Annotated in this window: 26 protein-coding genes and 1 pseudogene; 19 read left to right on the top strand and 8 right to left on the bottom strand. The window is 63.9% G+C overall.

Annotation, left to right across the window (positions count from 1 at the left end; genetic code table 11):
- Positions 1-96: 96 nt before the first annotated feature.
- Positions 97-1,062, bottom strand: coding sequence for a 2-hydroxyacid dehydrogenase (locus K3F49_RS08955; protein ID WP_234680498.1), 966 nt, complete (start codon positions 1,060-1,062; stop codon positions 97-99).
- A 142-nt stretch (positions 1,063-1,204) separates the two neighbouring features.
- On the opposite strand from K3F49_RS08955, the gene K3F49_RS08950 reads away from it, so the two are divergent.
- From K3F49_RS08950 to K3F49_RS08935, 4 genes are all read left to right on the top strand, one after another.
- Positions 1,205-1,573, top strand: coding sequence for a YciI family protein (locus K3F49_RS08950; protein WP_234680602.1), 369 nt, complete (start codon positions 1,205-1,207; stop codon positions 1,571-1,573).
- A complete protein-coding gene (locus K3F49_RS08945; protein WP_234680497.1) occupies positions 1,570-2,865 on the top strand; it encodes an RNA polymerase sigma factor in 1,296 nt (431 codons plus the stop codon). The genes K3F49_RS08950 and K3F49_RS08945 overlap by 4 nt, the downstream gene beginning before the upstream one ends.
- Positions 2,866-2,942: 77 nt before the next feature.
- The gene (locus tag K3F49_RS08940; protein ID WP_234680496.1) at positions 2,943-3,479 is read left to right on the top strand and encodes an SRPBCC family protein; all 537 of its coding nucleotides are present in this window, start codon (positions 2,943-2,945) and stop codon (positions 3,477-3,479) included.
- A gap of 39 nt (positions 3,480-3,518) precedes the next feature.
- Positions 3,519-3,938, top strand: a complete 420-nt coding sequence (locus K3F49_RS08935; RefSeq protein ID WP_234680495.1) for a VOC family protein — start codon at positions 3,519-3,521, stop codon at positions 3,936-3,938.
- Between the two features lie 68 nt (positions 3,939-4,006).
- On the opposite strand, the gene K3F49_RS08930 is transcribed toward K3F49_RS08935, so the two are convergent.
- The 5 genes from K3F49_RS08930 to K3F49_RS08910 form a co-directional block, all read right to left on the bottom strand.
- The gene (locus tag K3F49_RS08930; protein ID WP_234680494.1) at positions 4,007-4,354 is read right to left on the bottom strand and encodes a hypothetical protein; all 348 of its coding nucleotides are present in this window, start codon (positions 4,352-4,354) and stop codon (positions 4,007-4,009) included.
- A 374-nt stretch (positions 4,355-4,728) separates the two neighbouring features.
- The gene (locus K3F49_RS08925; RefSeq protein WP_234680493.1) at positions 4,729-4,908 is read right to left on the bottom strand and encodes a hypothetical protein; all 180 of its coding nucleotides are present in this window, start codon (positions 4,906-4,908) and stop codon (positions 4,729-4,731) included.
- 110 nt (positions 4,909-5,018) lie between these two features.
- Positions 5,019-5,378 (bottom strand): hypothetical protein, encoded by a 360-nt coding sequence (locus K3F49_RS08920; protein WP_234680492.1) that lies wholly within the window; start codon positions 5,376-5,378, stop codon positions 5,019-5,021.
- Between the two features lie 284 nt (positions 5,379-5,662).
- Positions 5,663-6,091 (bottom strand): S49 family peptidase domain-containing protein, encoded by a 429-nt coding sequence (locus K3F49_RS08915; RefSeq protein WP_234680491.1) that lies wholly within the window; start codon positions 6,089-6,091, stop codon positions 5,663-5,665.
- 119 nt (positions 6,092-6,210) lie between these two features.
- Positions 6,211-6,999: an SDR family NAD(P)-dependent oxidoreductase gene (locus K3F49_RS08910; protein WP_234680490.1), complete on the bottom strand. Its 789-nt coding sequence runs from the start codon at positions 6,997-6,999 to the stop codon at positions 6,211-6,213.
- 223 nt (positions 7,000-7,222) lie between these two features.
- On the opposite strand from K3F49_RS08910, the gene K3F49_RS08905 reads away from it, so the two are divergent.
- From K3F49_RS08905 to K3F49_RS08890, 4 genes are all read left to right on the top strand, one after another.
- Positions 7,223-7,627, top strand: a complete 405-nt coding sequence (locus K3F49_RS08905; RefSeq protein WP_234680489.1) for a YciI family protein — start codon at positions 7,223-7,225, stop codon at positions 7,625-7,627.
- Between the two features lie 21 nt (positions 7,628-7,648).
- Positions 7,649-8,014, top strand: coding sequence for a hypothetical protein (locus K3F49_RS08900; RefSeq protein WP_234680488.1), 366 nt, complete (start codon positions 7,649-7,651; stop codon positions 8,012-8,014).
- A 128-nt stretch (positions 8,015-8,142) separates the two neighbouring features.
- Positions 8,143-8,883 carry a TetR/AcrR family transcriptional regulator gene (locus K3F49_RS08895; RefSeq protein ID WP_234680487.1) on the top strand — a complete coding sequence of 247 codons (741 nt, stop codon included), beginning with the start codon at positions 8,143-8,145 and terminating at the stop codon, positions 8,881-8,883.
- 121 nt (positions 8,884-9,004) lie between these two features.
- Complete coding sequence (locus K3F49_RS08890) at positions 9,005-9,496, top strand: DUF2852 domain-containing protein (RefSeq protein WP_234680486.1); 492 nt, start codon at positions 9,005-9,007, stop codon at positions 9,494-9,496.
- Between the two features lie 154 nt (positions 9,497-9,650).
- Here K3F49_RS08890 and K3F49_RS08885 read toward each other — a convergent pair whose 3' ends face one another.
- Positions 9,651-10,814: an acyl-CoA desaturase gene (locus K3F49_RS08885; RefSeq protein ID WP_234680485.1), complete on the bottom strand. Its 1,164-nt coding sequence runs from the start codon at positions 10,812-10,814 to the stop codon at positions 9,651-9,653.
- Between the two features lie 252 nt (positions 10,815-11,066).
- On the opposite strand from K3F49_RS08885, the pseudogene K3F49_RS08880 reads away from it, so the two are divergent.
- Both K3F49_RS08880 and K3F49_RS08875 read left to right on the top strand, forming a co-directional pair.
- A pseudogene (locus K3F49_RS08880) lies at positions 11,067-11,836 on the top strand (serine O-acetyltransferase).
- Positions 11,837-11,869: 33 nt separating this feature from the next.
- The gene (locus K3F49_RS08875) at positions 11,870-12,580 is read left to right on the top strand and encodes an SDR family NAD(P)-dependent oxidoreductase (protein ID WP_234680484.1); all 711 of its coding nucleotides are present in this window, start codon (positions 11,870-11,872) and stop codon (positions 12,578-12,580) included.
- A gap of 16 nt (positions 12,581-12,596) precedes the next feature.
- Here K3F49_RS08875 and K3F49_RS08870 read toward each other — a convergent pair whose 3' ends face one another.
- The gene (locus tag K3F49_RS08870; protein WP_234680483.1) at positions 12,597-12,884 is read right to left on the bottom strand and encodes a hypothetical protein; all 288 of its coding nucleotides are present in this window, start codon (positions 12,882-12,884) and stop codon (positions 12,597-12,599) included.
- A 592-nt stretch (positions 12,885-13,476) separates the two neighbouring features.
- Here K3F49_RS08870 and tolQ point away from each other — a divergent pair.
- From tolQ to tilS, 9 genes are all read left to right on the top strand, one after another.
- Complete coding sequence (gene tolQ / locus K3F49_RS08865; RefSeq protein ID WP_027532430.1) at positions 13,477-14,193, top strand: protein TolQ; 717 nt, start codon at positions 13,477-13,479, stop codon at positions 14,191-14,193.
- A gap of 43 nt (positions 14,194-14,236) precedes the next feature.
- Positions 14,237-14,689 (top strand): protein TolR, encoded by a 453-nt coding sequence (gene tolR / locus K3F49_RS08860; RefSeq protein ID WP_234680482.1) that lies wholly within the window; start codon positions 14,237-14,239, stop codon positions 14,687-14,689.
- A 4-nt stretch (positions 14,690-14,693) separates the two neighbouring features.
- Entirely contained in the window at positions 14,694-15,653 is a 960-nt protein-coding gene (locus K3F49_RS08855; RefSeq protein ID WP_234680481.1) for a cell envelope integrity protein TolA, read from the top strand.
- A 41-nt stretch (positions 15,654-15,694) separates the two neighbouring features.
- Positions 15,695-17,050: a Tol-Pal system beta propeller repeat protein TolB gene (tolB, locus tag K3F49_RS08850; protein ID WP_234680601.1), complete on the top strand. Its 1,356-nt coding sequence runs from the start codon at positions 15,695-15,697 to the stop codon at positions 17,048-17,050.
- Positions 17,051-17,296: 246 nt separating this feature from the next.
- Positions 17,297-19,624 (top strand): putative bifunctional diguanylate cyclase/phosphodiesterase, encoded by a 2,328-nt coding sequence (locus K3F49_RS08845; RefSeq protein ID WP_234680480.1) that lies wholly within the window; start codon positions 17,297-17,299, stop codon positions 19,622-19,624.
- Between the two features lie 164 nt (positions 19,625-19,788).
- On the top strand, positions 19,789-20,535 hold the full coding sequence (locus K3F49_RS08840) for an N-acyl amino acid synthase FeeM domain-containing protein (protein ID WP_234680479.1): 747 nt from the start codon (positions 19,789-19,791) through the stop codon (positions 20,533-20,535).
- A 266-nt stretch (positions 20,536-20,801) separates the two neighbouring features.
- Positions 20,802-21,290 carry a peptidoglycan-associated lipoprotein Pal gene (gene pal, locus K3F49_RS08835; protein WP_234680478.1) on the top strand — a complete coding sequence of 163 codons (489 nt, stop codon included), beginning with the start codon at positions 20,802-20,804 and terminating at the stop codon, positions 21,288-21,290.
- Positions 21,291-21,474: 184 nt separating this feature from the next.
- Positions 21,475-22,518 (top strand): tol-pal system protein YbgF, encoded by a 1,044-nt coding sequence (gene ybgF, locus K3F49_RS08830; protein WP_234680477.1) that lies wholly within the window; start codon positions 21,475-21,477, stop codon positions 22,516-22,518.
- A 54-nt stretch (positions 22,519-22,572) separates the two neighbouring features.
- Positions 22,573-23,661, top strand: a complete 1,089-nt coding sequence (gene tilS / locus K3F49_RS08825; RefSeq protein WP_234680476.1) for a tRNA lysidine(34) synthetase TilS — start codon at positions 22,573-22,575, stop codon at positions 23,659-23,661.
- The last annotated feature ends 56 nt before the right edge of the window (positions 23,662-23,717 follow it).

Below are 23,717 nucleotides of genomic sequence, written 5' to 3'. Positions count from 1 at the left end.
AGGGTGAACGAGGAGGGGTGGAGTGGGGATTGTGCGTTCGCGGGGACGACGGTGAGTGTGAGGCGCGAAGGTGCCTCTTCCGGGCAGATCGCGCGCCTAATACCCCCTGCCGCGGTCCACTACATTCTCCAGCGCGCCCCCCGCCTCGAACCTTGCGATCTGCTCGGCGACATAGGCCGAGATCGCATCCGCGTCCGTGTCGGCGGCGTTGTGCGGGGTCAGCACCACCTTCGGGTGGGTCCAGAACCGGCTGTCCTTCGGCTGCGGCTCCTGGACGAAGACGTCGAGCGAGGCTGCACCGAGCGTGCCGTCGTCAAGGCAAGCCAGGATGTCGGCTTCGTTCTGCAAGCCGCCGCGTCCGGCATTGATCAGCACCGGCGCGCCGAGCGGGCTCGTGCGGTTGAGCCGTGTGAAGACGTCGCGGTTGAGAATGCCGTTTGTATCCGGTGTCAGCGGCAGCAGCGACACCAGGATGTCGGTCTCGCGCAGGAACGCATCCATTCCGGCCGTACCGTGAAAGCACTCGACGCCCGCGATCGCGCGCGGGTTGCGGCTCCAGCCGGCGACGCGGAAGCCGAGCCGGCGCAGCACGTCGGCAGCGTCAGCGCCCAGCGTGCCCAATCCCATGACGCCGACCGTGACCGCGCTCGCCGGCCACTGATATTGCGGCTCCCAGCGGTTTGCGCGTTGCGAGTCCCGCAGGTAGAGCTCCTGGCGGTGGTGCATCAGCACGTGCAGCACGACATATTCGGTCATGCGGTTGGTGAGATCAGGCACGGCGACGCGCACCAGCGGCACGTTGGGCAGGCTCTTGTCCGCCATCAGCGCATCGACGCCGGCGCCGAGATTGAAGATCGCCCGCAGATTCGGAAAGGAGCCGAGGTCGCCCGGTACCGGCTTCCACACCGCGGCATAGTGCACCTCGGCTGGATCGAGCCCGGCATCCGGCAGCAGCACCACGCGGCGGCCGCCGCAGACCGCGTCGAACCGGGCCTTCCAGCGCTCCGGCAGCCAGTTCTGCTGCGTGCTGTTGATCAGGACGGCCAGTGTGCCTTTGGTCATTCTAAGTGCCTCGTCGGGTTCCGCTTGAAAGCCCTCCTTGGCATGATCTGCCGGATTTTTCTCGCAAATTCTTTCCGCAGCCCTGTCGGGGCGGGGCATAATGGATCGTCTTCAAAACAAGCGTTCAGGGAAGGTGCTGCCGATGCTTTATGCGATCCTTTGCTATCACGACGAGGACTTCGTCGGCTCCTGGAGCAAGGACCAGGACGAAGCCGTGATGAAGAAGCTCGCCGTGGTGCAGGATAAGCTCACACAGCAGGGGCGGCTCGGGCCGGTGGCTCGGCTGCTGCCGACCACGGCGGCGGCGACCTTGCGCAAGGAAGACCCGCCGCTGGTGCTCGACGGCCCCTATGCCGAGACCAAGGAGCAACTGCTCGGCTTCTACATCGTCGACTGCAAGAATCTCGACGAGGCGCTGGACGTTGCGCGCGACCTCGGCTCGGCCAATCCCGGCGGCGCCTATGAGGTGCGTCCCGTCGGCGTGTTTCGGCCCGGAGGAATTTCGGCGTGAGGGAGGCCGATACCGCCTGGATCGAGACCGCGCTGACCTCGGCGCGTCCGCAGGCGGTCGGCGCGCTGCTGCGCTATTTCCGCGATCTCGATACGGCCGAGGAGGCGTTTCAGAACGCCTGCCTGCGCGCGCTGAAAACCTGGCCGCAGAACGGGCCTCCGCGCGATCCCGCCGCCTGGCTGATCATGGTCGGCCGCAACGTCGCGATCGACGAGGTGCGCCGCACCCGCAAGCAGCAGCCGCTGCCCGAGGACGATCAGGCGATCTCGGATCTCGATGATGCCGAAGGCGCGCTCGCCGAGCGGCTCGACGGCTCGCACTACCGCGACGACATTTTGCGGCTGATGTTCATCTGCTGCCACCCGCAATTGCCGGCGACACAGCAGATCGCGCTCGCGCTGCGCATCGTCTCAGGCCTGACCGTCAAGCAGATCGCGCGCGCCTTCCTGGTCTCGGACGCGGCGATGGAACAACGCATCACGCGCGCCAAGGCCAAGGTCGCCGAGGCCGGAACGCCGTTCGAGACGCCCGGCGCGATCGAGCGCTCCGGTCGGCTCGCCGGCGTTGCCGCGATGATCTATCTGATCTTCAACGAGGGCTATTCGGCGAGCGGCGACACCGCCGAGATCCGCAAGCCGCTGTGCGAGGAAGCGATCCGGCTGGCGCGGCTGTTGCTACGGCTGTTCCAGAGCGAGCCCGAGATCATGGGCCTGACTGCTCTGATCCTGTTGCAGCACGCGCGCAGCGACGCGCGCTTCGCCAAAGATGGCTCGCTCATTCTCCTGGACGACCAGGATCGCTCGCTGTGGAACCGCACCATGATCGCGGAGGGGCTGGCGCTGATCGACAAGGCGATGCGCCACCGCCGCAGCGGTCCCTACCAGATCCAGGCCGCGATCGCCGCGCTGCATGCGCGGGCGTCGACGCCCGAGGAGACCGACTGGACCCAGATCGACCTGCTCTACGGTGCACTCGAAGTGGTGCAGCCCTCGCCGGTGGTGACGCTCAACCGCGCGGTCGCCGTCTCCAAGGTGCGCGGGCCGCAAGCCGCGCTCGATCTGATCGAGCCGCTGGCGCCGAAACTCGCCAACTACTTCCATTTCTACGGCGTGCGCGGCGCCTTCCTGATGCAGCTTGGCCGCAACGATGAAGCCCGCATCGCCTTCGACCGCGCCATCGCGCTGGCCAACACCTCGGCCGAGGCCGCCCACATCCGCATGCACATTGATAGGCTGATCAGGGACAGCCAGCCCAAGGGTGGTGGCGCCCGGCAGGGCGCGAAGGTGGACTGACGGCAAAAAAATCGTTCCGTCACATGTCGGGTCCCACCGTCTCCCTTCGTCTTAATCCCGTATCCAGGGAGTCCTTCATGCGGAAAGCCATTGCCATTGTTGCCATTGTACTCGCGGTCGGGATCGCGGGCATCCTCGTGTTCGCCCTCACAAAACCCGACACGTTCCGTGTCGAGCGTTCGCTCGCGCTGAAGGCGCCGGCCGCGGCGATCTATCCGCTCGTCTCCGATTTCCACTTTTGGACCAGCTGGTCGCCCTATGAGGGGCGCGACCCCGCCATGAAGCGCACCTACGGTGGAACTGCGAAAGGGATGGGGGCGACCTATGCCTGGGACGGCAACAACAATGTCGGTGCCGGCCACATGGAGATCCTCGAGGCCAGCACGCCGTCGAAACTCCGCATCAAGCTCGATTTCGAGCGGCCCTTCGAAGGCCACAACACCGCCGAGTTCACCTTTGTGCCGCAAGGCGATGCCACACTGGTCACATGGGCGATGTATGGTCCGGCGCCCTTGATGTCCAAGGTGATGCAGGTCTTCGTCAACATGGACACCATGATCGGCAAGGACTTCGAGGCCGGCCTCGCCAGCCTTAAGAAGCTCACGGAGAAGTAACGCCAGCCACCGCCCCAAGACGCAAAGAGGAGAGAAACGATGGTCAGTGCTTATCTGTTCTATCAGGACACATGTGAAGCGGCGTTCAACTACTACGCCAAGGTGCTCGGCGGAAAGATCGACGCCATGATGCGTCTCTCGGACGCTCCGCCGTCGGATATGCCTCCCGGGCCGCCCGGCCGCGAGAAGACGATCATGCATGCGCGGCTGTCGCTGCCCGGCGGCGCCGTGCTGATGGCTTCCGATACGCCGCCCGAGCATTTCCACAAGCCGCAGGGCTTTTCGATCTCGGTGACGGTCGCGGATCCCGCGGAGGGCGAGCGCAAGTTCAACGCGCTTGCCGACGGCGGCACCGTCACCATGCCTTTCACCAAGACGTTCTGGGCCAAGGGCTTTGGCATGTGCGTGGACAAGTTCGGCATTCCCTGGATGGTGAATTGCCCCGCCGAAGGAATGTGAGCGCAACGCCCGGATTCCCCGAGCTGCGGCTTCCTCTCTCGATTGTCTCGAGAGAGGAACGCGCATGGTCAGCGGATTGATCCGGTTACGTCCTCGCGCGGTGGCTGCGTCACGCAGCTGCGGCAGATCACGAGCTTCGAGCCGAGCTGCTTGTCGTTCTCGGCCTCGATCTCGTCCTGGACAGCCCACCATGCGTCGGAATAGGGACGCAGCGTGGCGAGCACCCGTTGCCGCTCACCATTGGGATCGCTCTCTGGTGCTGTGTGATTGGGAAGGCGGCGTTTTGTGACAGCAGGACGATTGGGATCCTGACCGAGTCCGTCCCACGCGATCGGACGACGCTCCGCCGCCGGCGCGCTTGCGCATCCCGCGAGCGCTGCGCAAAAACTGAGCAAGACGAGAATGTGTCGAGCCATGCCGAACCTGCCGTGCGGTACGCCACGCGAATCGCGTGGAAAACTTTGCATCGCGACACTTAGTGGAGACTTAAGGGAAAACGACGTCGCCCACATGGCTGAAAGGAGATTCGTGCACGCGATTCACTTTGCGAGAACAGCGCGAGCGACGTTGTGACATGAAGCGAATTGCATCGCACAACAACTGGCGCAAGATTAGGCTGTGAACTTCGCATTGGAATCGCTAACCTTCTTCACAATACCTACAAACTAGGGTGGACGTGACTTGGAAGGGAGCGACCGATGGCAGCGGCGCTACAAATCAATTTTGCTCTGTGGGGAATGCTGATCTGCGCCAGTGTGAAGCTCGCGCCGGTCGTGCAGATCGTCTTCCACTAGGGAAACAGCCAGTTCGCGATGGTCACGGCTCCCTGTGCGAGCCCGTAGAACCAGGCAAGCGTTGCCACTGCGCTCGTGATCAGGAATGTCCGGGCGAAGACCTGATCGCTTGCTTTCCGCAAAAGTGACGACTGAGCTTGCGAACCGGCATGTCCGTCGGTGCTGACGCTGGTCATGAATCCCCTGCGGACATCGGTGTCGCTCGATCGATTGTATGCCAAATCAACTTGGCCATAGTGTGACGCGGTTCACACTCCGTATGGTTGTCGGCGCATGACGCCATGCATCAGCTGATGAACAGTGCAATCAGCATGAAGCTCATGCCTACCACGACGATCATGGGAACAATAAAGTCGCGCTGACGCGAGGGCCGTCGCGGCAATGGTCTTCGTCGTCGCGGCGTCTCACTCACCTGCGGATCGCTCACCAGAGATGTGGACTCCGACGGTGCGAGCGAGATCTTGGCGTCCGAGCCGATGTACTTCACGTACAGATCGAGCAGCCGCAGTTCCGACGTCAAATCGATCAGGCCCTCGCGATCGCGCCGCGACAGCTCTTCGAATTCGAGGGTTTCTTCGGAGCTCAGCGGACCGAGGACGATCCGTCCCTGATCCGACAGGCTGTAGCGAAAATCGATCGACTCCATATGCGTCCATTTGAAAATGACTGATCTCGAAAAAGTGGAACCATCATATTCCGCCGCCGATGCCGAGATATGACGGTCCCGCAGCCATCGCGAGCGGGGTCGGCCTCGGTCTGGCCTGCGCCATCATAGGCGCCGGGGAAAAGCTGGAAACCGCGTAAATTGTGCACGCGTTGCGAAGCACTTGAGCGGATTTCACTCCGTCAGTGGCGAATTCGCCGGGAGTTGCCTAATCGTCGGACAGCGGAGGATTTCTCGCGGTCACATGGTCGCCTGCTGTGGAATGGTCATCGACAGCGCGGATAGATCGCGGCGAGGTCGCGCCCCTTCAGCAAAAGCAACCGCGAGGTGAGGCCGCCGCGTCGGCTGATCCAGTCGCGAACGGGCCCCGGATAGGCTGCCAGCACGGCTTCGGATGCTTCCGGCTCGGCATAGAAGCGCCCGCGCCGATCGACCGAACGCGCGGCGTGGAAACCGAGCACGGCACGTTTGGTGACGCAGATGCGATCGCCCGGCACGATGCTGAGCACCAGCGTGCAGGCCGACAGGCATGGACCGTCGATCACGACGCGGTCGCCGCTCTCGCGCACCTTCTCGAACAGATCGAGAAACGATCCGACCTGTCCGCCGGGGCTCTGGATGATGCGGATCTCGGCTTGCGCCGGTGCGGAGGCGAGCAAAGCCATCGATAGAACGAACAGGGCGAGGCGTCGCATGGCGTCTCCACAAACTCGATAAGGGTGGGCAAAGGTGCGTAAGCGCCTGCCCAGCATTGTCACCTCGATCGTTCAGATGGTGGGCACGCTGCGCTTTGCCTACCCTACGAGATTTGTGCTTATCCGTTCCGCCGTTCGCCGCGCAGCGTCGGCAGGCCGATGCCGGCCGCATCGAAGCCGCCATCGACGGCCAAAATTTGGCCGGTGATGTAGCTCGCGCGCTCCGAGCACAGGAAGAAGATCGCTTCTGCGAGTTCCTCCTCCAGGCCGTAGCGGTTGAGCGGGATGGCGTCGTGATAGTCGGCGCGGATCTCCTTGGTGTGCACCTGCTTTGCCATCGCGGTGTCGACCGGTCCTGGTGCGACCGCATTGACCCGGATGCTGAGCGAGGCGAGCTCGACCGCGAGCTGCTTGGTGAGGTGCGCAAGCCCGGCCTTGCTGGTGCCGTAGGCCGAGCGCAGCGTCGAGGCGCGCACGGCCGAGATCGAGGTGATGTTGACGATAGCACCGCCGCCTTGCTCGCGCATCAGCGGCGCGGCCGCCTTGGTGCAGAGGAACGGGCCGGTGAGGTTGACCGCCATGATCCTGTTCCAGTCGGCATCGCTGGTTGCCAGCACCGGGGCAAACACCGCGACGCCGGCATTGTTGACGAGCGCATCGAGCCGGCCGAAGCGGCTCATGACCGCGGCCATTGCAGCTCCGACGGCTGCTGCGTCCGACACGTCGCAGGTCAGCGCCAGCGTCGCCTCGCTTTGGTCGATCCCGGCGACTGCACGGCCGAGCAGCTCGCCCTCGATATCGAGCAGCGCCACCCGCCAGCCCTCGGCAAGGAACTTCTTGGCCGTCGCAAGCCCGATGCCGCGTGCGGCGCCGGTGACGAGGGCGACTTTGGACTGAGGTGACGGCATTTTGGGGGCTGTCCTTCTGCTGGGGAGCGGGCGGTCGCATCGCGGCCAGCGCCTTTTACTGCGCTTTCGCTTCGGCAAGAAAGACTTCAAATGCAATCAAGGCCCGGCATTGCGTGATGCCGGCCTTGGGAAGGGAGTTGAATGACCTCTGAAATAATTTTCGCAGCCCTGTCTGCTTGGTAAAACGTCGTTCGTCTTAATGACGAGGCAAGTGAGGAACCGCATGCGATTCATGATGCTGATGATTCCGCTCGGCTACGAGACCGCGCCGGCGGACGTGCAACTCGATCCCGAACGCGTCGCTGCGATGATGCGCTACAACGAGGCGCTGAAAGACGCCGGCGTGCTGATCACGCTGGACGGCCTGCATCCGCCGTCGACGGGCGCCCGCGTCTCGTTTGCGACCGGCGTGCCTATCGTGACCGACGGCCCCTTCGCTGAAGCCAAGGAAGTGCTGGGTGGCTACTGGATGATCGAGGTCGGCTCGCGCGAGGAGGCGATCGCCTGGGCGAAGAAGTGCCCGGCCTCGGCCAATGAGATCATCGAGATCCGCCAGGTGCAGGAAATGTCCGACTTCCCGCCGGAGGTGCAGGCGGCCGCCGCTGGTTTCGACGATCTGAAGACGTAGCTACAACAAGGGAGAGAACCGATGAGCGCCGAACACAAATTCCTCGCCGTCTATCTCGGCAGCATGAGCGGGTCGAAAATGGCGGCCTGGAATGCGCTTCCCGAGGCCGAACGGAAAGCGAAGGAGCGGGAGGGCATGGCCGCGTGGCATGGCTGGGTCGAGAAGCACAAGGACGTCATTGTCGAGATCGGCGGCCCGCTCGGCAAGACCCGCAAGATCGACGCCAGCGGCATCACCGAGGTCAGCAATGCGCTGACCGGCTTCACGGTGGTGCGCGCGGCCTCGCAGGAGGCCGCTGCCAAGCTGTTCGAGAACCATCCGCACTTCGCGATCTTTCCCGGCGAGGCCGTCGAGGTCATGCCGGTGCTGGCGATCCCGCAGATGTAGGTCCGGGGACGTCGTGTCCGGGCGCGATGCAGGCTGCATCGGCCCGGTGCGATCCGTGGAAGTACGGGTTAATCACGCCCCATCGCCGCTAGTGACCTTCACGCCCGGCTCATGTAAAGGTCGTTCACATGAGCTGGCGCAAGGAGCAGGGCCGCGCCGAGCGCGGCTATCACCACGGCAATTTGAAGGAAGCCCTTCTGCAGGCTGCCCTCGGCCTGATCGCCGAGAAGGGGGCGGCCGGTTTCACCTTTGCCGATGCCGCGCGCATGGCCGGCGTCAGCGCGGCGGCGCCTTACCGGCATTTTCGCGACCGTGACGAGCTGCTGTCCTCGATCGCCCAGCGCGGTTTCGAGCAGTTCGAAGCGCGTCTCACGGCGGCCTGGGATGACGGCCGTCCCGACACCGTCACCGCGTTCGAACGCGTCGGCCGGGCCTATCTCGCCTTCGCCCGCGAGGAGCCGGCTTTCTATAACGCGATGTTCGAATCCGGCCTGCCGGTCGATACCAATGCAGCGCTGCAGGCCGCAAGCGAGCGCGCTTTCAACGTCATTCGCGCCGCCGCGGAGCGTCTGGCTGCGCTCGCCCCGCCCGGTACGCCGCGTCCGCCGGCGATGATGATGGCGCTGCATATCTGGTCGATGGCGCACGGCGTCGCCTCGCTGTTCTCGCGCGGGGACGCCGCGCGACGAAAGCTGCCGATGTCGCCGGATGAGCTGCTCGAGGCCGAGGTGCTGATCTATCTGCGCGGCCTCGGCTTCCCGACCGACCGCCGGCCGCAGGCAAAGAGCGCCGAGCCGCCGCCGGTCCCACCGGAGGCGTCCTCCGGTTCTGGTGTCCCCCCGGGTGGTCCTTGGGGCAAGCCGAAATAAAGTTGCGCAAATAATTCCGCGACCCTGTCAGGCCGCCGGCTTGACAAAATCGCGGGATGGTCTAGCTATGTAAATGTTATTTACATTCACAACGGCGCTGATGCCGTGATGGAGAAGGGAAATGGCCTACACCGCTGATGTCAATCGCTGGCGCGGCCCCTCGGACCAACAGCAACAGTACGAGCGGCCCCACATGCTCGATACGCCCTGGCATCCTGGCTGGATTGCCGTGACCATTCTCGGCTTCATCATCTGGTGGCCGATCGGACTTGCCCTTCTCTTTTTCACACTCGGGAGCAGAAGAATGTCGTGCTGGAGCAACCAGGATCGCTGGCAGAGCAAGATGGAGCGGATGCAGTACAAGATGGACCGCATGCGCGGCCGCATGGAGCGCCGCGGCTTCGGCTTCGGTTTCGGCCCGCCGTCCTCCGGCAATCGTGCCTTCGACGAGTATCGCACCGAGACGCTGCAGCGCCTCGAGGAGGAGCAGGTCGAGTTCAAGAATTTCCTCGATCGTCTGCGCCACGCCAAGGACAAGGAAGAATTCGACCAGTTCATGGCCCAGCACAAGACGCGTCCGACCCCGCCGCCGACCGATCAGCAGCAGGGCTGACCTCAAACCACTGATACCTCTCAAAGCCTTCAGGCGTATGCCCCCAAAGTCCTGATGGCCCCGAGCCGCCCGCCTGCGCACCCCGCAGGCGGGCGGTTTGGTCTTGGGGAAGACCGCCTGGCCGATCAGGCCACGCGCGCGATGACTGCGAGCTTCAGCGCGCTGTGGCAAGCTGCGCACGAACCGAAGTCAGGAAATGTTCGTAGGCGTGATCCACGATCTCGTTAAGTGATCGCGTTCGCGCGAACATTGCCCTGGCTTCAGCGAGAAACTCGTCGCGGGTCGGAATCTTCGGCAGATGCAGGTGTGTCAGCGCATCGACGCCGTCATGGGCGCGATTGAGGATGTCGTGCAGCATCGGGAGTTGCAACGGGGCCAGATCGGCCCGGTGCAGCGCCGACGAGATCGCGTGCGCCAGAGCGTGCGCATCGAACCGCCCGGCAAGCTCGCGGGCCGCGCGATTGATGACACGTGCGCCGAGCGGCTGCTCGTTGCGCAGCACCTGCTCGGGCGGCGCCTTCATGTTCCAGACTACGCCGAACCAGGACAGGACTTTCAGGAGGTAATAAGTCGGGTCGATCTCCCACCAGTAAAAGCCTTGTCGCACGCTGCTCTGGTAGGCGTGGTGATTGTTGTGCCAGCCTTCACCCATGGTGAACAGCGCCAGCAGCCAGTTGTTGCGGGAATCGTCGCCCGTCACGTAACGCTTGCGTCCATGCACGTGGGCCAGGGAATTGATGCAGAAGGTCGCGTGATAGACCAGCACCGTGCTCCACAGGAAGCCGACGACCAGACCCGACCAGCCGGCCGCCAGGAAGCAGAGCACCGCAAGCGTCACGGCCGGCAGGAGCTCCAGCCGATGCAGCCACATCAGCTCCGGATAGGCCGTGAGATCGCCGACCTTCACCAGGTCGGTCGCATCGTGCTCCCGGTAAAAAATCCAGCCGAGATGGCTGTACAGGAAGCCGCGCTGACGGGGCGAATGCACGTCCAATTCGGTATCGGAATGCAGATGATGATGCCGATGCTTGGCCGCCCACCACAACACGCTCTTCTGCGCGGTGCTTTGTGCAAGCCAAGCCAGGATGAACTGAAACACCCGGCCGGTCGCAAAAGCCTTGTGCGAGAAATAGCGGTGGTAGCCTGCTCCGATCGCAAACATGCGCACGACATACAGCGAACCGCAGATCGCGAGGGCCTGCCAGGTGACGCCTGTCCAGATTGCCGCGAAGCAGCCGAGATGGACCAGCACGAACGGTATGGCCGAGGGGTACATGACGTCGTCGTGGTGGTCGTCGGCGGGCGCGTTGGGCGACATGTCTTGGCGTGACCTTGGGTGAGGGGCTTCGTGTCGGCGGCGCCGAAGGGCGCCGGGTACGAAAAACCCGCGGATGGCGGACCACCGCGGGTTTTTGAAATATTCGAACGATTATATGGTCGCGAATGCTTGGCATGCAAGCTCGTAGCCTCACGGGGACCTGCGGCATGCTGCTCGGGGTGCGGCGTGGCGCGCGGCCTGGCCACGGCCTATATTCGGCATGTAAGTGCTAAAATACCGGAGGCGGCGACGATGGCAGCTGCGACCGCAACTACCGATGGTCTTTGGCAGACGATACGCGGCGAGGCGAGGCGCGGCGCGCGACGGCGGCCGATCCTGTCTTTGGCAAATCCCTTGCCGATGCCGTCCTCGTTCATGACGATTTTGGCGCCGCCCTGGCCGATCTGATCGGGCGCAGGCTTGGTGGCTCGGCAGCGGAGCGCGCGCGTTTCACCGCCTTTGCCCGCGACGCCTTTCGCGGCTCACCCGAATTGATCGAAGCGGCCGGCCGCGATTTGCAGGCCATCACGCGCAGCGATCCAGCCATCGCCAACCTGTTGGCGCCGTTGCTGCATTTCAAAGGCTATGTCGCGCTGCAAGCCTGGCGCGTCTCGCACTGGCTCTGGCGTCATGACCATCGCGATGCGGCGCTGCTGTTTCAGAACGAGGCGTCGAACGTCCTGCAGGTCAGCATCCACCCGGCCGCGCAGATCGGCGCGTCCGTCTATCTCGATCACGCCACCGGCATCGTGATCGGCGCCAATGTCGTGATCGGCGACGAGGTGACGATCCTGCAGAACGTCAGCATCGGCCGCGGCGGTGAATTGCCGACGCGCTCGCCGCGCATCGGGCGCGGTGTCTATATCGGCGCCGGCGCAAGCATTCTCGGCGATATCAGCATCGGCGATCTTGCGAAAATCGGCGCCGGCACGGTCGTGACATCGGATGTGCCCGGCGGCTGCACCGCGGTCGGCAATCCCGCGCGGCTGACCAACTGCCCCGAGCCCGCCTCGGCGGCGTGATCCATCATCAGCTTTCATTTGTCGGAGCGTGCAATGAAGACGGCAATCGTGATCGGCGTCGGACCGGAGCGCGGCCTTGGCGCCCAGCTCTGCAAGCGTTTTGCAGCCGAGGGGCTCAAGGTGATCGTCGCGGGTCGGACGCGGTCGGCGTTGCAGGCGGTCGTGGATGATATCGCGAAGGCCGGCGGCGTGGCCACGCCTGTCGTGGCGGACGCGACAAGGGAGAGCGACATCACCGCCCTGTTCGATGCCGGCGGCGAAGACCTCGACCTCGCGATCTACAACGCCGGCAACAACACGCCGGGAAAGATCATCGAGATGGACGCCGATTATTTCGAGAATGCCTGGCGCGTGGTCTGCTTCGGCGGCTTCCTGTTCGGCCGCGAAGCGGTGCGCCGCATGGTGCCGAAGAAGACCGGCACGCTGCTCTTCACCGGCGCCAGCGCCTCGCTCCGCGGACGCTCCGGCTACGGCGCGTTCAACTCGGCCAAATCAGGCGTGCGCACGCTGGCGCAGGCCATGGCCAAGGAATACGCGCCCGACGGCATCCATGTCGGCCATGTCGTGGTCGACGGCGCGATCGCCGGCGACAAGATCTTCTCGCGCTTTCCCGACGCCGCCGGCCGCGAGGACAGCCTGATCAGCATCGAGGGCATCGTCGATGCCTTCGCATTCCTCTACCGCCAGCCCGAGCGAGCCTGGTCGTTCGAGCTCGACGTTCGGACCTCGAAGGAGAAGTGGTAGTTCGCGGTCCGACGGATCAGGCGGAGGCCTTGTTCTTGATGGCGCCAATGATCGCGGTGAGTATCGCCCCGCCGGCGCCACCGGCGACAACCTGTGACACGACGCCGCCAACGCTGAGATTTCCCGATTGCGCTGCGGCCATGACGGACGGAAGCAACATCGTCACGATCTGGCCGAGCACGCCACCACCGACCAGACCGGAAATGACGTTTCCAGCCATTCCGAGATCAAATGTCGGCGAAGACTTGCCCGCGCCAACTCCACCAAGCGCACCTGAGACGAGGTTGATCAGAATCTGTTCCATGAAGACCTCCCATATGACGGGCAGCTCATTGATCACCACCATCGGTTGTCGGGCAGCCCATCGACACTCTCGGGCGCGTTGCAGACAAAAACAATAGAGCTGTGTCGAATTTCGGATGCGGCGTGCGCCCCGCGCGGACGAAACGCGCCGCGAGAACGCCAACCGAAAAAGTGTGCCGTGTGGGAGCCCCTGACTCGCCCTCGCTCCCGCAAGGGCCCCAAAGAGGGAGGGCACGCAGCTCGCGCGGGGCCGATAGCCTCCATGTATCCAACATCCCCGCCAACCGCCTGCTGCGCTTACCTTTCCCGCGACCAAATTCGTCGCTGGTAACCCAGCATTAACCATCGCCGGGCTCTGGTAATGATGGACAATCGCGCCCGGAGCTGTCGTCGAGGCCCTTAGTTTTGACATCTTGGCAGGGAATGCAGGCGGCGGCTTTGGACAAGCCCCTGCACCCCAGAAAGACAAGGCTTTGAGCGGGCTTGCCGGCCGTGCCGGTGCTAGCGCGGCTGTTGGGGAACCGGACGCCATTTGCGGGCCGGGACATAGGTAACGATCGCCAAAAAACGATCGTCTTGAGAGGATACTTCTGATGAATCCGGCCGACGTGGCTCAGTCCGCCCTTCCGGTTGCCGCCTCCGCCGACGTGTCGCTGATCGCGCTGTTCTGGCAGGCTCACTGGATCGTGAAATGCGTCATGCTGGGCCTGCTGTCCTGCTCGGTCTGGGTCTGGGCCATCGCGATCGACAAGATCTTTCTTTACGCGCGCACCCGGCGTTCCATGGACCGGTTCGAGCAGGCGTTCTGGTCCGGCGAGTCGATCGAGGAACTTTATCGCACGCTCTCGGCCAAGCCGACCCATTCCATGGCGGCCTGTTTCGTCGCGGCGATGCGTGAATGGAAGCGCTCTTTCGAGAGCCACGCCCGCTCGGTCGCGGGCCTGCAGATGCGCATCGACAAGGTCATGAACGTCTCGATCGCCCGCGAGGTCGAGCGGCTGGAACGCCGGCTCCTGGTGCTCGCGACCGTCGGCTCCGCCGGCCCCTTCGTCGGCCTGTTCGGCACGGTCTGGGGCATCATGTCGAGCTTCCAGTCGATCGCGGCGTCGAAAAATACCTCTCTGGCGGTGGTCGCGCCCGGCATCGCGGAAGCGCTGTTTGCGACCGCGGTCGGCCTTATCGCCGCCATTCCTGCCACTATTTTCTACAATAAGTTCACTTCCGAGGTGAACCGGCAGGCGCAGCGGCTCGAGGGCTTTGCTGATGAATTTTCAGCCATTCTGTCCCGCCAGATCGACGAGCGGGGCTGACGGACGGCATGTATAGTGTGAAGGCGGGATTGGGCACCAAGCCATGGGCATGAACGTAGCCAGTTCGTCCGGAGGCGGCGGCCGTCGCGGCCGGCGCAAGCCGGTCATGGCCGAAATCAACGTCACGCCGATGGTCGACGTGATGCTGGTGCTGCTCATCATCTTCATGGTGTCGGCGCCGCTCTTGACCGTGGGCGTGCCGCTCGACCTGCCGCAGACCCAGGCCAAGAGCCTCGAAACCAATGACCAGAAGCCGATCCAGATGTCGGTCGACATCAACGGCAAGGTGTTCATCAACGACGCCGAGATCGCGATCAACGAACTGATCCCGAAGCTGAAGGCGATCACGGATGCACGTGGCGGGCTCGAGGAGCGCATCTATCTGCGCGCCGACAAGAAGGCGGATTACGGCACCGTGGCCAAGGTAATGGGCCAATTGTCGGGCGCGGGCTTCAAGAAGCTGGCGCTCGTCACCGAGGCGGATCAGGGGTCCTAAGCCGGTGAAGGTGAACGTCGACAAGACACTGGTTGCGTCGATTGCCCTCCACGTCCTCGTGATTGGATGGGGGCTGCTCACCTTTAGCAGCAAGGCCTTCATCGCACCGGAAGAGTCGCTGCCGATCGACATCATCTCCACCGACCAGCTCGCGCAGATCACCAACGGGCAGAAGACCGGCAAGAAGGAAGAGCCGAAACCCAAGGTCGAGAAGATCGCCGAGGCCAAGCCCGAGGAAGATGCCGTCGGCAAGGTCACCGAGAAGAAGGAGCTGATCAAGACCAACTCGACCCCCGATACGCCGCCGAAGCCTGTCGAAAAGCCGGTCGAGAAGAAGCCCGATCCGCCGAAGCCGGTCGCGGAGACCAAGCCCAAGGACGAGCCGAAGCCGCAGGAGAAGAAGCCTGACCCGGCCAAGGAAGATCCGATCGCGGAGCTCCAGAAGAAGCTCGACACCAAGAAGCCGCCCCCCAAGCCGGTGGAGCAGAAGGTCGCGGCCGTCCAGCCGCAGCAGCAGCCGAAGCCCAAGGAGCGTAGCTTCGACCCCGCGCAGATTCAGCGCGACCTCGACAAGCGTGCTGCGACCCGGCACGAGCTCGCGGGATCAGCACTGAATGCGTCCGCTTCGCTGGGCTCGACGTCCGGGACAGCCGCCAACAATGTCGCGACCTGGCAAGGTGCGTTCCAGGGCGCGGTCAAGCGCTGCTTCACGCCCACCTATAACGGACAGGACGCCAATCTGTACGAAGCCGACATCGACATTCCCATGAGGGTCGACGGATCGCTGGCGTCGGAGCCGGTCATCGTCGCGGTGCGAGGACCGTCGCGGTCGATCGCCCAGGCGGTGGCGGAGAGTGCCAAGCGCGCCATCGTGCAGTGCCAGGTCTATTCGTTCCTGCCGAAGCAGCAATACGATAGCTGGAAGCTCATTCCGATGACTTTCGGCCTGAAAGACATGTTGTGACATCCGAACAAAAGAATTTTCCGATGAATGACGTTCGATCGATGAACCGCCGCCGCTTCATGACCCTGACCGGGTCGACGCTCGCATTGCTCGGGGGCGGCCAGGCCTTCGCCCAACAGCCGCAGCAGCAGGGGCGGCTCCGCATCGATCCCACCGAGTTTCGTCCGATCCCGATCGCGATCACCGGTTTCGTGCCGGGCTCACCTGCCGACGGCGATGTCAGCAACGGCGTCACCCAGGTCATCACCAACAACCTGAAGCGCTCGGGCCTGTTCGCCCCGATCGACCAGGCCGCTTTCATCGAGCGCATCAGCAACATCGACGTCGCGCCGCAATTCCAGAACTGGAAGACCCTCAACGCGCAGGCCCTCGTCACCGGCCGCATGACGCGGCAGCCGGACGGCCGCCTCAAGGCCGAATTCCGGCTGTGGGACGTCGTCACCGGCCAGCAGCTCGCAGGCCAGCAATATTTCACTTCGCCGGAATATTGGCGCCGCATCGCCCACATCATCTCCGACCAGATCTACGAGCAGATGACCGGCGAAAAGGGCTACTTCGACAGCCGCGTCGTGTTCGTCGACGAGTCCGGGCCGAAGGAGCGCCGCGTCAAGCGGCTGGCGATGATGGATCAGGATGGCGCCAATGTGCGCTATCTGACCCGCGGCGCCGATCTCGTGCTGACGCCGCGCTTCTCGCCGAACTCGCAAGAGATCACCTATATGGAGTTCGGGCAGGGCGATCCGAAGGTCTATCTCTTCAACATCGAGACCGGCCAGCGCGAGATCGTCGGCAACTTCCCCGGCATGACCTTTGCTCCAAGGTTCTCGCCGGACGGCCAGCGCGTCATCATGAGCCTGCAGCAGGGCGGCAATTCCAACCTGTTCGTGATGGATTTGCGCTCGCGCTCGACCACGCGCCTGACCGACACGCCGGCGATCGACACGTCTCCGTCCTACTCGCCGGACGGCACGCGTATCTGCTTCGAGTCCGATCGCGGCGGCAGGTCGCAGATCTATGTGATGGCGGCGGGCGGCGGACAGGCGCAGCGCATCTCTTTCTCCAAGGACGACAACAACGCCACCTATTCGACACCGGTGTGGTCGCCGCGCGGCGATTACATCGCCTTCACCCGGCAGGGCGGTGGGCAGTTCTCTATCGGCGTCATGAAGCCGGACGGCTCCGGCGAGCGGCTCCTCACCTCCGGCTATCACAATGAGGGCCCGACCTTCTCGCCGAACGGTCGCGTGCTGATGTTCTTCCGCGATCCCGGCGGCAATGGCGGACCGTCGCTGTTCTCCGTCGACATCTCGGGCCGCAACGAGCTGAAGGTGCCGACGCCCGGCTTCGCCTCCGATCCGGCGTGGTCGCCGCTGCTGTCGGCGACCGCAGGTCAATAGACCTCGCGCGTCCTGTGACGCGCGATGTTTTTCGAAAAAAAAAGCGCCGATTTCTCGGGTTTCTGCGCGCGCGGCAAGCTTTCCTTCACCTTGTGCCCGGCAAGCCTTGCCTAGTTGCTTGATATTTCAGCGGAAACAGTTTCGCTATTGCCGAAAAACAACCCGACTTTAACGATGTTCCCTCAGAAAGGCTTCATCTGGTCTGGGTAAAACTACGCGGCAAACAGGACGCGCGTACAAACTCAAATGCAGCTCGCAAGCCAGACAGGCGGGATCGATCAAAAGCCCTCGAATCTTTCGGCGGCGCTGATCGATTCGCTGTTCGAAGCGTCCGGCCCGTTGTTCGCGGGTATCGTCTTCGTCGCTTTTGCGGCGGGCCTAACCGCGCTGAAGACGGGACAAACCCTGCTTTGGGCGTGCGTCCTGTTTCTTGTCGTTGCAGGCGCGATCCGTGTGTTCGATCTGCGGCGCTTCGACCCGCGCAAGTCGGCCCTCACGGCCGAAGAAGCCGGCAAGTGGCAGAAGCGCTATCGAATCGGTGCGTTGATTCAAGCCGTCGCGATCGGCACATGGTGCTCGACCGCTTTATTGAGCAACGATGACGCCGTAGTCCACCTCATTGCTCTGTCCGTCACCACCGGGATCGTGGCCGGAGGAGCGGGAAGAGCTTACGGTCGGCCATCAATATTTCATCAGCAGGCCCTGCTTCAGTTCGGTCCCGCGGTGATTGCCTTGGCGGTACGCGGCACGCCTTACTACATCGCGATGGCGTTCGTCAGCGGCGCGTTTCTGCTGGCGATCATGCAGCTCTCGGCCAACCTGCACAGAATATTCATGCGCGCGGTCGTGGCACGCGAACGCGAAGCGGCGCTCGCCGGCCAATTCGATACCGCCTTGAACAACATGCCGCACGGTCTGTGCATGTTCCGCGTCGACAGACAACTTGCGGTGATGAATCACCGGTTCGGCGAGATGTTGGAGCTCCCCGACGATCTCGTTCGGGGTGGCACCACCGCGCGTGACATCCTGGCCGCGTGCGTCAGCTCCGGCTCCATCTCCGCTGCGAGCGGCGAGATGATCATCGCCGGGATCGAGAATTCGCAAGCGCAGGAGATCGTTACCATCGATCCTGACGCAGCACGAAACCGATCATTGTCCTGGACCGTCCAGCCGATGGCCGACGGAGGCGCGGTGCTGCTGCTCGAGGATGTGACCGAGCGGCGCAACGCCGAGGCCAAGATCACCCATCTTGCCCGTTACGACGAATTGACCGCGCTTCCCAACCGCGTCCATTTCCGCAACGAGATCGAATCTCTGCTGGCGGCATCGCATCATGCCGAGCGCCTCTCCGCGCTGTTGTTCATCGACCTCGATCAGTTCAAGCAGGTCAACGACACGCTTGGCCATCCCTCCGGCGACCAACTCCTCTGTGCGGTCGCCAACCGCCTGCGGGAGATGCTGCGACCGGAGGATTTCGTAGCCCGCTTCGGCGGTGACGAGTTCGTCGTGTTCCAGCAGAACATCAGTGCGGCCGAGGATGCCGCGAGCCTCGCTCGCCGTATCGTCGAGCGCCTGAGCGAGCGCTACCGCATCGACAATCATCTGGTCGAGATCGGCGCCAGCGTCGGCATTGCACTGACCCCGCCGGAGGGCGTCAGCGCCGACACGCTGCTCAAGAACGCCGACATGGCGCTTTACCGCGCCAAGGCCGACGGCCGCGGCACCTTCTGCTTCTTTCGCGACGAGATGGCGGCGATTGTCGAAGCCCGCCGCATCCTCGAGCTCGACCTGCGCAAGGCGCTTGCCAACGAGGAGTTCGAGCTGTTCTACCAGCCGCTCGTCAATCTGAAGTCCGGCAGGATCACCACCTGCGAGGCTTTGCTGCGCTGGAATCATCCGGTCCGCGGCACGGTCTCCCCGGTCGACATCATCCCTGTCGCCGAGGACATGGGCCTGATCGTCGATCTCGGCCGCTGGATCCTGCGCCGAGCCTGCATGGAATGCATCAAGTGGCCGGAGGGTGTCAGCGTCGCCGTCAACTTCTCCCCGCAGCAATTCCACCAACGCGACGTGCTGAGCGAGATCCGCTATGCGCTCGAAGTCTCGGGCCTGCCGGCGCATCGCCTCGAGATCGAGATCACCGAATCCTCGCTGCTGCGCAACACCCAGCTCACCCACGATATCCTGTCGCAGCTGCATGCGCTCGGGGTGCGCATCTCGCTGGACGATTTCGGCACCGGTTATTCGAGCCTCAGCTACCTGCACAATTTCCCGATGCAGAAGGTCAAGATCGACCGTTCCTTCCTCGAGGGCATCGACACCGACCGTCCGCTGACGCTGTTGCGCGGTGTGGCGCGCCTGTCGGCAGACCTCGGCATGGCGGTCGTGGTCGAGGGCATCGAGACCAGCGAGCAGCTAGAGCTGATCATCGCCGATGGCACCGTCACCGAAGGACAGGGTTACCTGTTCAGCCGTCCGGTCCCGGCCGTGCGGGTCCGTCAATTGCTCAATGCTTCGCATGGCAATCGCATGCAGGACCATTTGATGGTCGTCTCCTCACGATCACTCGCCTAGTTTCGTCCAACGCTCGACCTTCACACGAGAGATACCGGGCTGTACCCGTGGTTTTGCGGGCCTCAAAAGGTTAACCCTAACCCCTCTAAAGCTTTGCAATTATGTTAAGAAAGCTTTAATCTTTCGGTACTCGCGGAAGTTGTTTAGAGGTTTGGGAGTACCGGATGTCGTCTGAAGCCGAGCCACGCAGGCCGTCGCCGGTACGCGGGGCAGCGCTGTTCGATCGCATCGACTACCGGCTGATCGAGTCTCCCGAAGACAGAGATTCCGTCTACCTTCTACGCTACAAAGCGTATCTGAATGGCGGACTGATCTTACCATCAGAAACTTGTCAGGTCCGCGATGTCTATGACGACGCGCCCAACGTCTGGATATTCGGCGTTTACGTCGATGGAGAGCTGTGCAGTTCCGTCCGCATCCATCTCCTGACGCGGGAATGGCGCATGTCCTATTCGACTGAATTGTATGGCGATGTTCTCCACAGGCGCCTCGATCGGGGTGAGGTTTTCGTCGATCCAGCTCGACTTGCCGCCGATCCTGAGAAAGCCAAGCGACTTCCAGAACTCCCCTATCTGACCCTGCGGCTGGCCTATCTGGCTTGCGAATATTTCAATGCCGATACGGGCCTCGCGATGGTGCGCCCCGATCATCAGCCATTTTACCGCCGCGTGTTTTTGCATGAGCCTGTTGCCGAACCGCGCGCGTTTCCGGGCTGGCATACGATGAAGACGTCGTTGATGGCGTCCGATTTCAAGAACCTTCGGGAGAAGGTGCTGACACGCTTTCCGATCATGCGTTCGAATGCGTTTGAACGACGAATGCTGTTCGACCGCAATAATCAGCGCCCGGCTGTGTTGCGGCCGGTTCTCGTTCGGGCGCCGCTCAGCGCTCCAGCCGCCACCCTGGCCTGACTAGCGCTGGTTCCCCATCCGGTCGCCACATTGAGCGGCCCACAAGGCCCAAAATTCCGGCAGGCTCGGCATTTTTGCCGGCTAACGCCGCTTGCCTTCACCCTCGCGCCACATTTACAACCCATTAACCATGCCGGATTCTTTTCGCTGGTTGGGGGCATTTGACCGGCTGAGGCAAGGTTCCGTCAAGGTTGACGGAACGTTCGCTTAACCAACCCCCTGTAGACCGGACAGCAGTGGACGAACGTGAGCGTGGAGGCTCCGGAATGAAATATCCTATGCGTATCCTCCAGGGATGGAAGCTGGCCGCGGTGGTTGCCATCGCATTGTCGATGGGCGCCTGCGCAAAGCAGAACGCTGGCTTGGATGCGAATGCGAGCGCGGCGACGCCGGGCAGCCAGCAGGACTTCGTGGTGAACGTGGGCGACCGCGTGTTCTTCGAGAGCGACCAGACCGATCTGACCCCGCAGGCGATCGTGACCCTCGAGAAGCAAGCGCAGTGGCTGCAGACCTATCCGCGCTACTCCTTCACCATCGAAGGTCACGCCGACGAGCGCGGCACCCGCGAATACAACATCGCGCTCGGCGCCCGCCGCGCCCAGTCGGTCCGATCGTTCCTCGCCTCGCGCGGCATCGATGCGAACCGCATGCGAACGATCTCCTACGGCAAGGAGCGCCCGGTCGCCGTCTGTAACGACATCTCCTGCTGGTCGCAAAACCGTCGCGCTGTGACCGTGCTGAACGCGAGCTCCTGACATTTAGTCAGCCGCCGTTCATCTTCGGAAACCGATTATGCCGGCGCCCTCTCGGGCGCCGGTTTCGTTTCAGCGATCTGTGACAGAAACCCCGTGGTGCCAGTCACATTTTTGGCGTACTGCCTTTCAAAGTGTGGCGCGTCGCATGTTCCGTCGCAGATTTCGTTTCCGTCGTCAGGGCAAGATGTCATCCAAATTCAAGGCAATTACCGGCACCGTGGCGTTCGCCGCGCTGCTCTCTTTGTGCTCGCCTGTCTTCGCCCAGTCGGACGACGGCGACCCTGAGATGCGGATCGAGCGGCTGGAGAACCAGCTGCGCCAGCTCACCGGCCAGAACGAAGAGCTGCAATATCGCAACCGCCAGCTCGAGGATCGCATCCGGCAGCTCGAGGGCGGCGCGCAAGGCGCGGCTCCCGGCCAAGCGCCCAACGTCGCGGCCGTGCCGCCCGCTCAGGTTGCCCCTGGCTATCGCCCGCAGCCTCCACAGCAGCAACAGGCTGCGCAGCCGAATTACGAGCAGCCGCAGATCGCTGCGCCCGCGCCGATCGTTCAGGAGCAGCCGGGCCCCGGCGCACCCGGCACGCGCCGCCGCGGCGATGCGTTCGACCCGAGCCAGACTCCGAATGCGCCCGGCGCGCCGCGCGCGCTCGGTGGTGGCCAGCAGCCGATGTCGACTCAAGGCGGTGCGCCCGGCGGCCGTGGCGCCGGCGAGCCGCTCGACCTTTCCAACAATGGCGGCCGCTATCCGCAGGCAGCGGCACCGGCCCAGCCCGGCTATCCGCCGGCCCAGCAGGGTAATCCCGCGCAGGCTGGTGGTCCGGCTCTCGCGACCCTGCCGCCCTCGGCGACGCCGCGCGACGAGTTCGACCTCGGCATCGGCTACATGCAGCGCAAGGACTATGCGCTTGCAGAGCAGACCATGAAGAATTTTACGGCGAAATATCCGAGCGATCCGCTGCTCGGCGACGCGCAATATTGGCTCGGCGAAAGCTATTTCCAGCGCCAGCAATATCGCGACTCGGCAGAGGCCTTCCTGGCCGTCACCACCAAGTACGACAAATCGGCCAAGGCGCCGGATGCGCTGCTGCGGCTCGGCCAGTCGCTCGCCGCGCTGAAGGAGAAGGAAGCCGCCTGCGCTGCCTTCGGCGAGGTCGGCCGCAAATATCCGCGCGCCTCCGCCGGCGTCAAAGCCGCGGTGGATCGCGAGCAGAAGCGGGTGAAGTGCTGATCTGCGGCGTTTGAACCTGACAACGCCGATGGCGCTGCGCTAAATTGCTGCGTCATGTCAGACGACGACAATTCTCCGATCTCCGCAGGTGCGGCGAAGCAGCTCTTCGCCGAGCTGAAAGCTGCGCCGGCGCTGGTGCTCGCGGTGTCCGGCGGTCCCGACTCGGTCGCATTGATGTGGCTCGCGGCGCGCTGGCGGCGTGGCCTCGCGCGCGGCCCGGAGCTCACCGTCGTCACCGTCGATCACGGCCTGCGGGTGGAGGCGGCGCGCGAGGCGCGTGAGGTCAAGCGGCTCGCTACCGAGCTCGGCTTGACGCATCGGACCCTGCGGTGGCGTGGTGCAAAGCCGGCAACGGGATTGCCGGCCGCCGCGCGCGAGGCCCGCTATCGCCTGCTCGCGCAGGCGGCGCGCGTCGCCGGCGCGAGCCATGTGCTGACCGCGCATACCCGCGACGACCAGGCCGAGACCCTGTTGATGCGGCTCGTCCGCGGCAGCGGCATCGCCGGCCTCTCGGCGATGGCGCGCCTCACGACGCGCGACGGCCTCGTGCTGGCGCGCCCGCTGCTCGACGTGCCGAAATCACAGCTCATCGCGACCCTGAAGCGGGCTGGAATCGGCTTTACCGACGATCCCACCAACCGCGACGCAGCCTTCACGCGGCCTCGGCTGCGGGCGCTTCTGCCGCAGCTCGCAGCCGAGGGCGGCGATGCCCGCACGCTGGCGCGGCTGTCGGCACGGCTCGCCCGGGCCAACGCGGCGGTCGAGGTGCTGACCGACGGCGCCGAGCGCTTCCTGCGTTTGCGGGATCGCGGCGACGCGCCGCAGCCGGGCGTTCGCAGTTTCGAGGCCGCAGCCTTTGCGAGTCTGCCGGACGAAGTCCGGCTGCGGCTCTTGCTGCGGGCCATCGACGCGCTCGGGCACGAGGGGCCGGCGGAACTCGGCAAGGTCGAGACCCTGCTGGCCGCGCTCGATCAGTCCATGCGTGATCAGGACGTGGCAGCTCGCTCCCGTGCGCCCGCAAAGGGCCGTGCCATCCTGAAGCAGACCCTGGCGGGAGCCTTGATCAGCCTTGCCGGGGGGCGTATCCACATCGCGCCTGCGCCGGCCCGGCGGTCCCCAAGGGAAGTCAAAAAGGGAAGCTAAAAGGGAAGTCGAAGGGGCTCGAAAGGCGGATGAGGGCGGACCATGACACCGGCCGT

The organism is Bradyrhizobium monzae, assembly GCF_021458635.1.
Taxonomy (GTDB): domain Bacteria; phylum Pseudomonadota; class Alphaproteobacteria; order Rhizobiales; family Xanthobacteraceae; genus Bradyrhizobium.
This window is presented reverse-complemented; position numbering and strand designations above follow the sequence as displayed.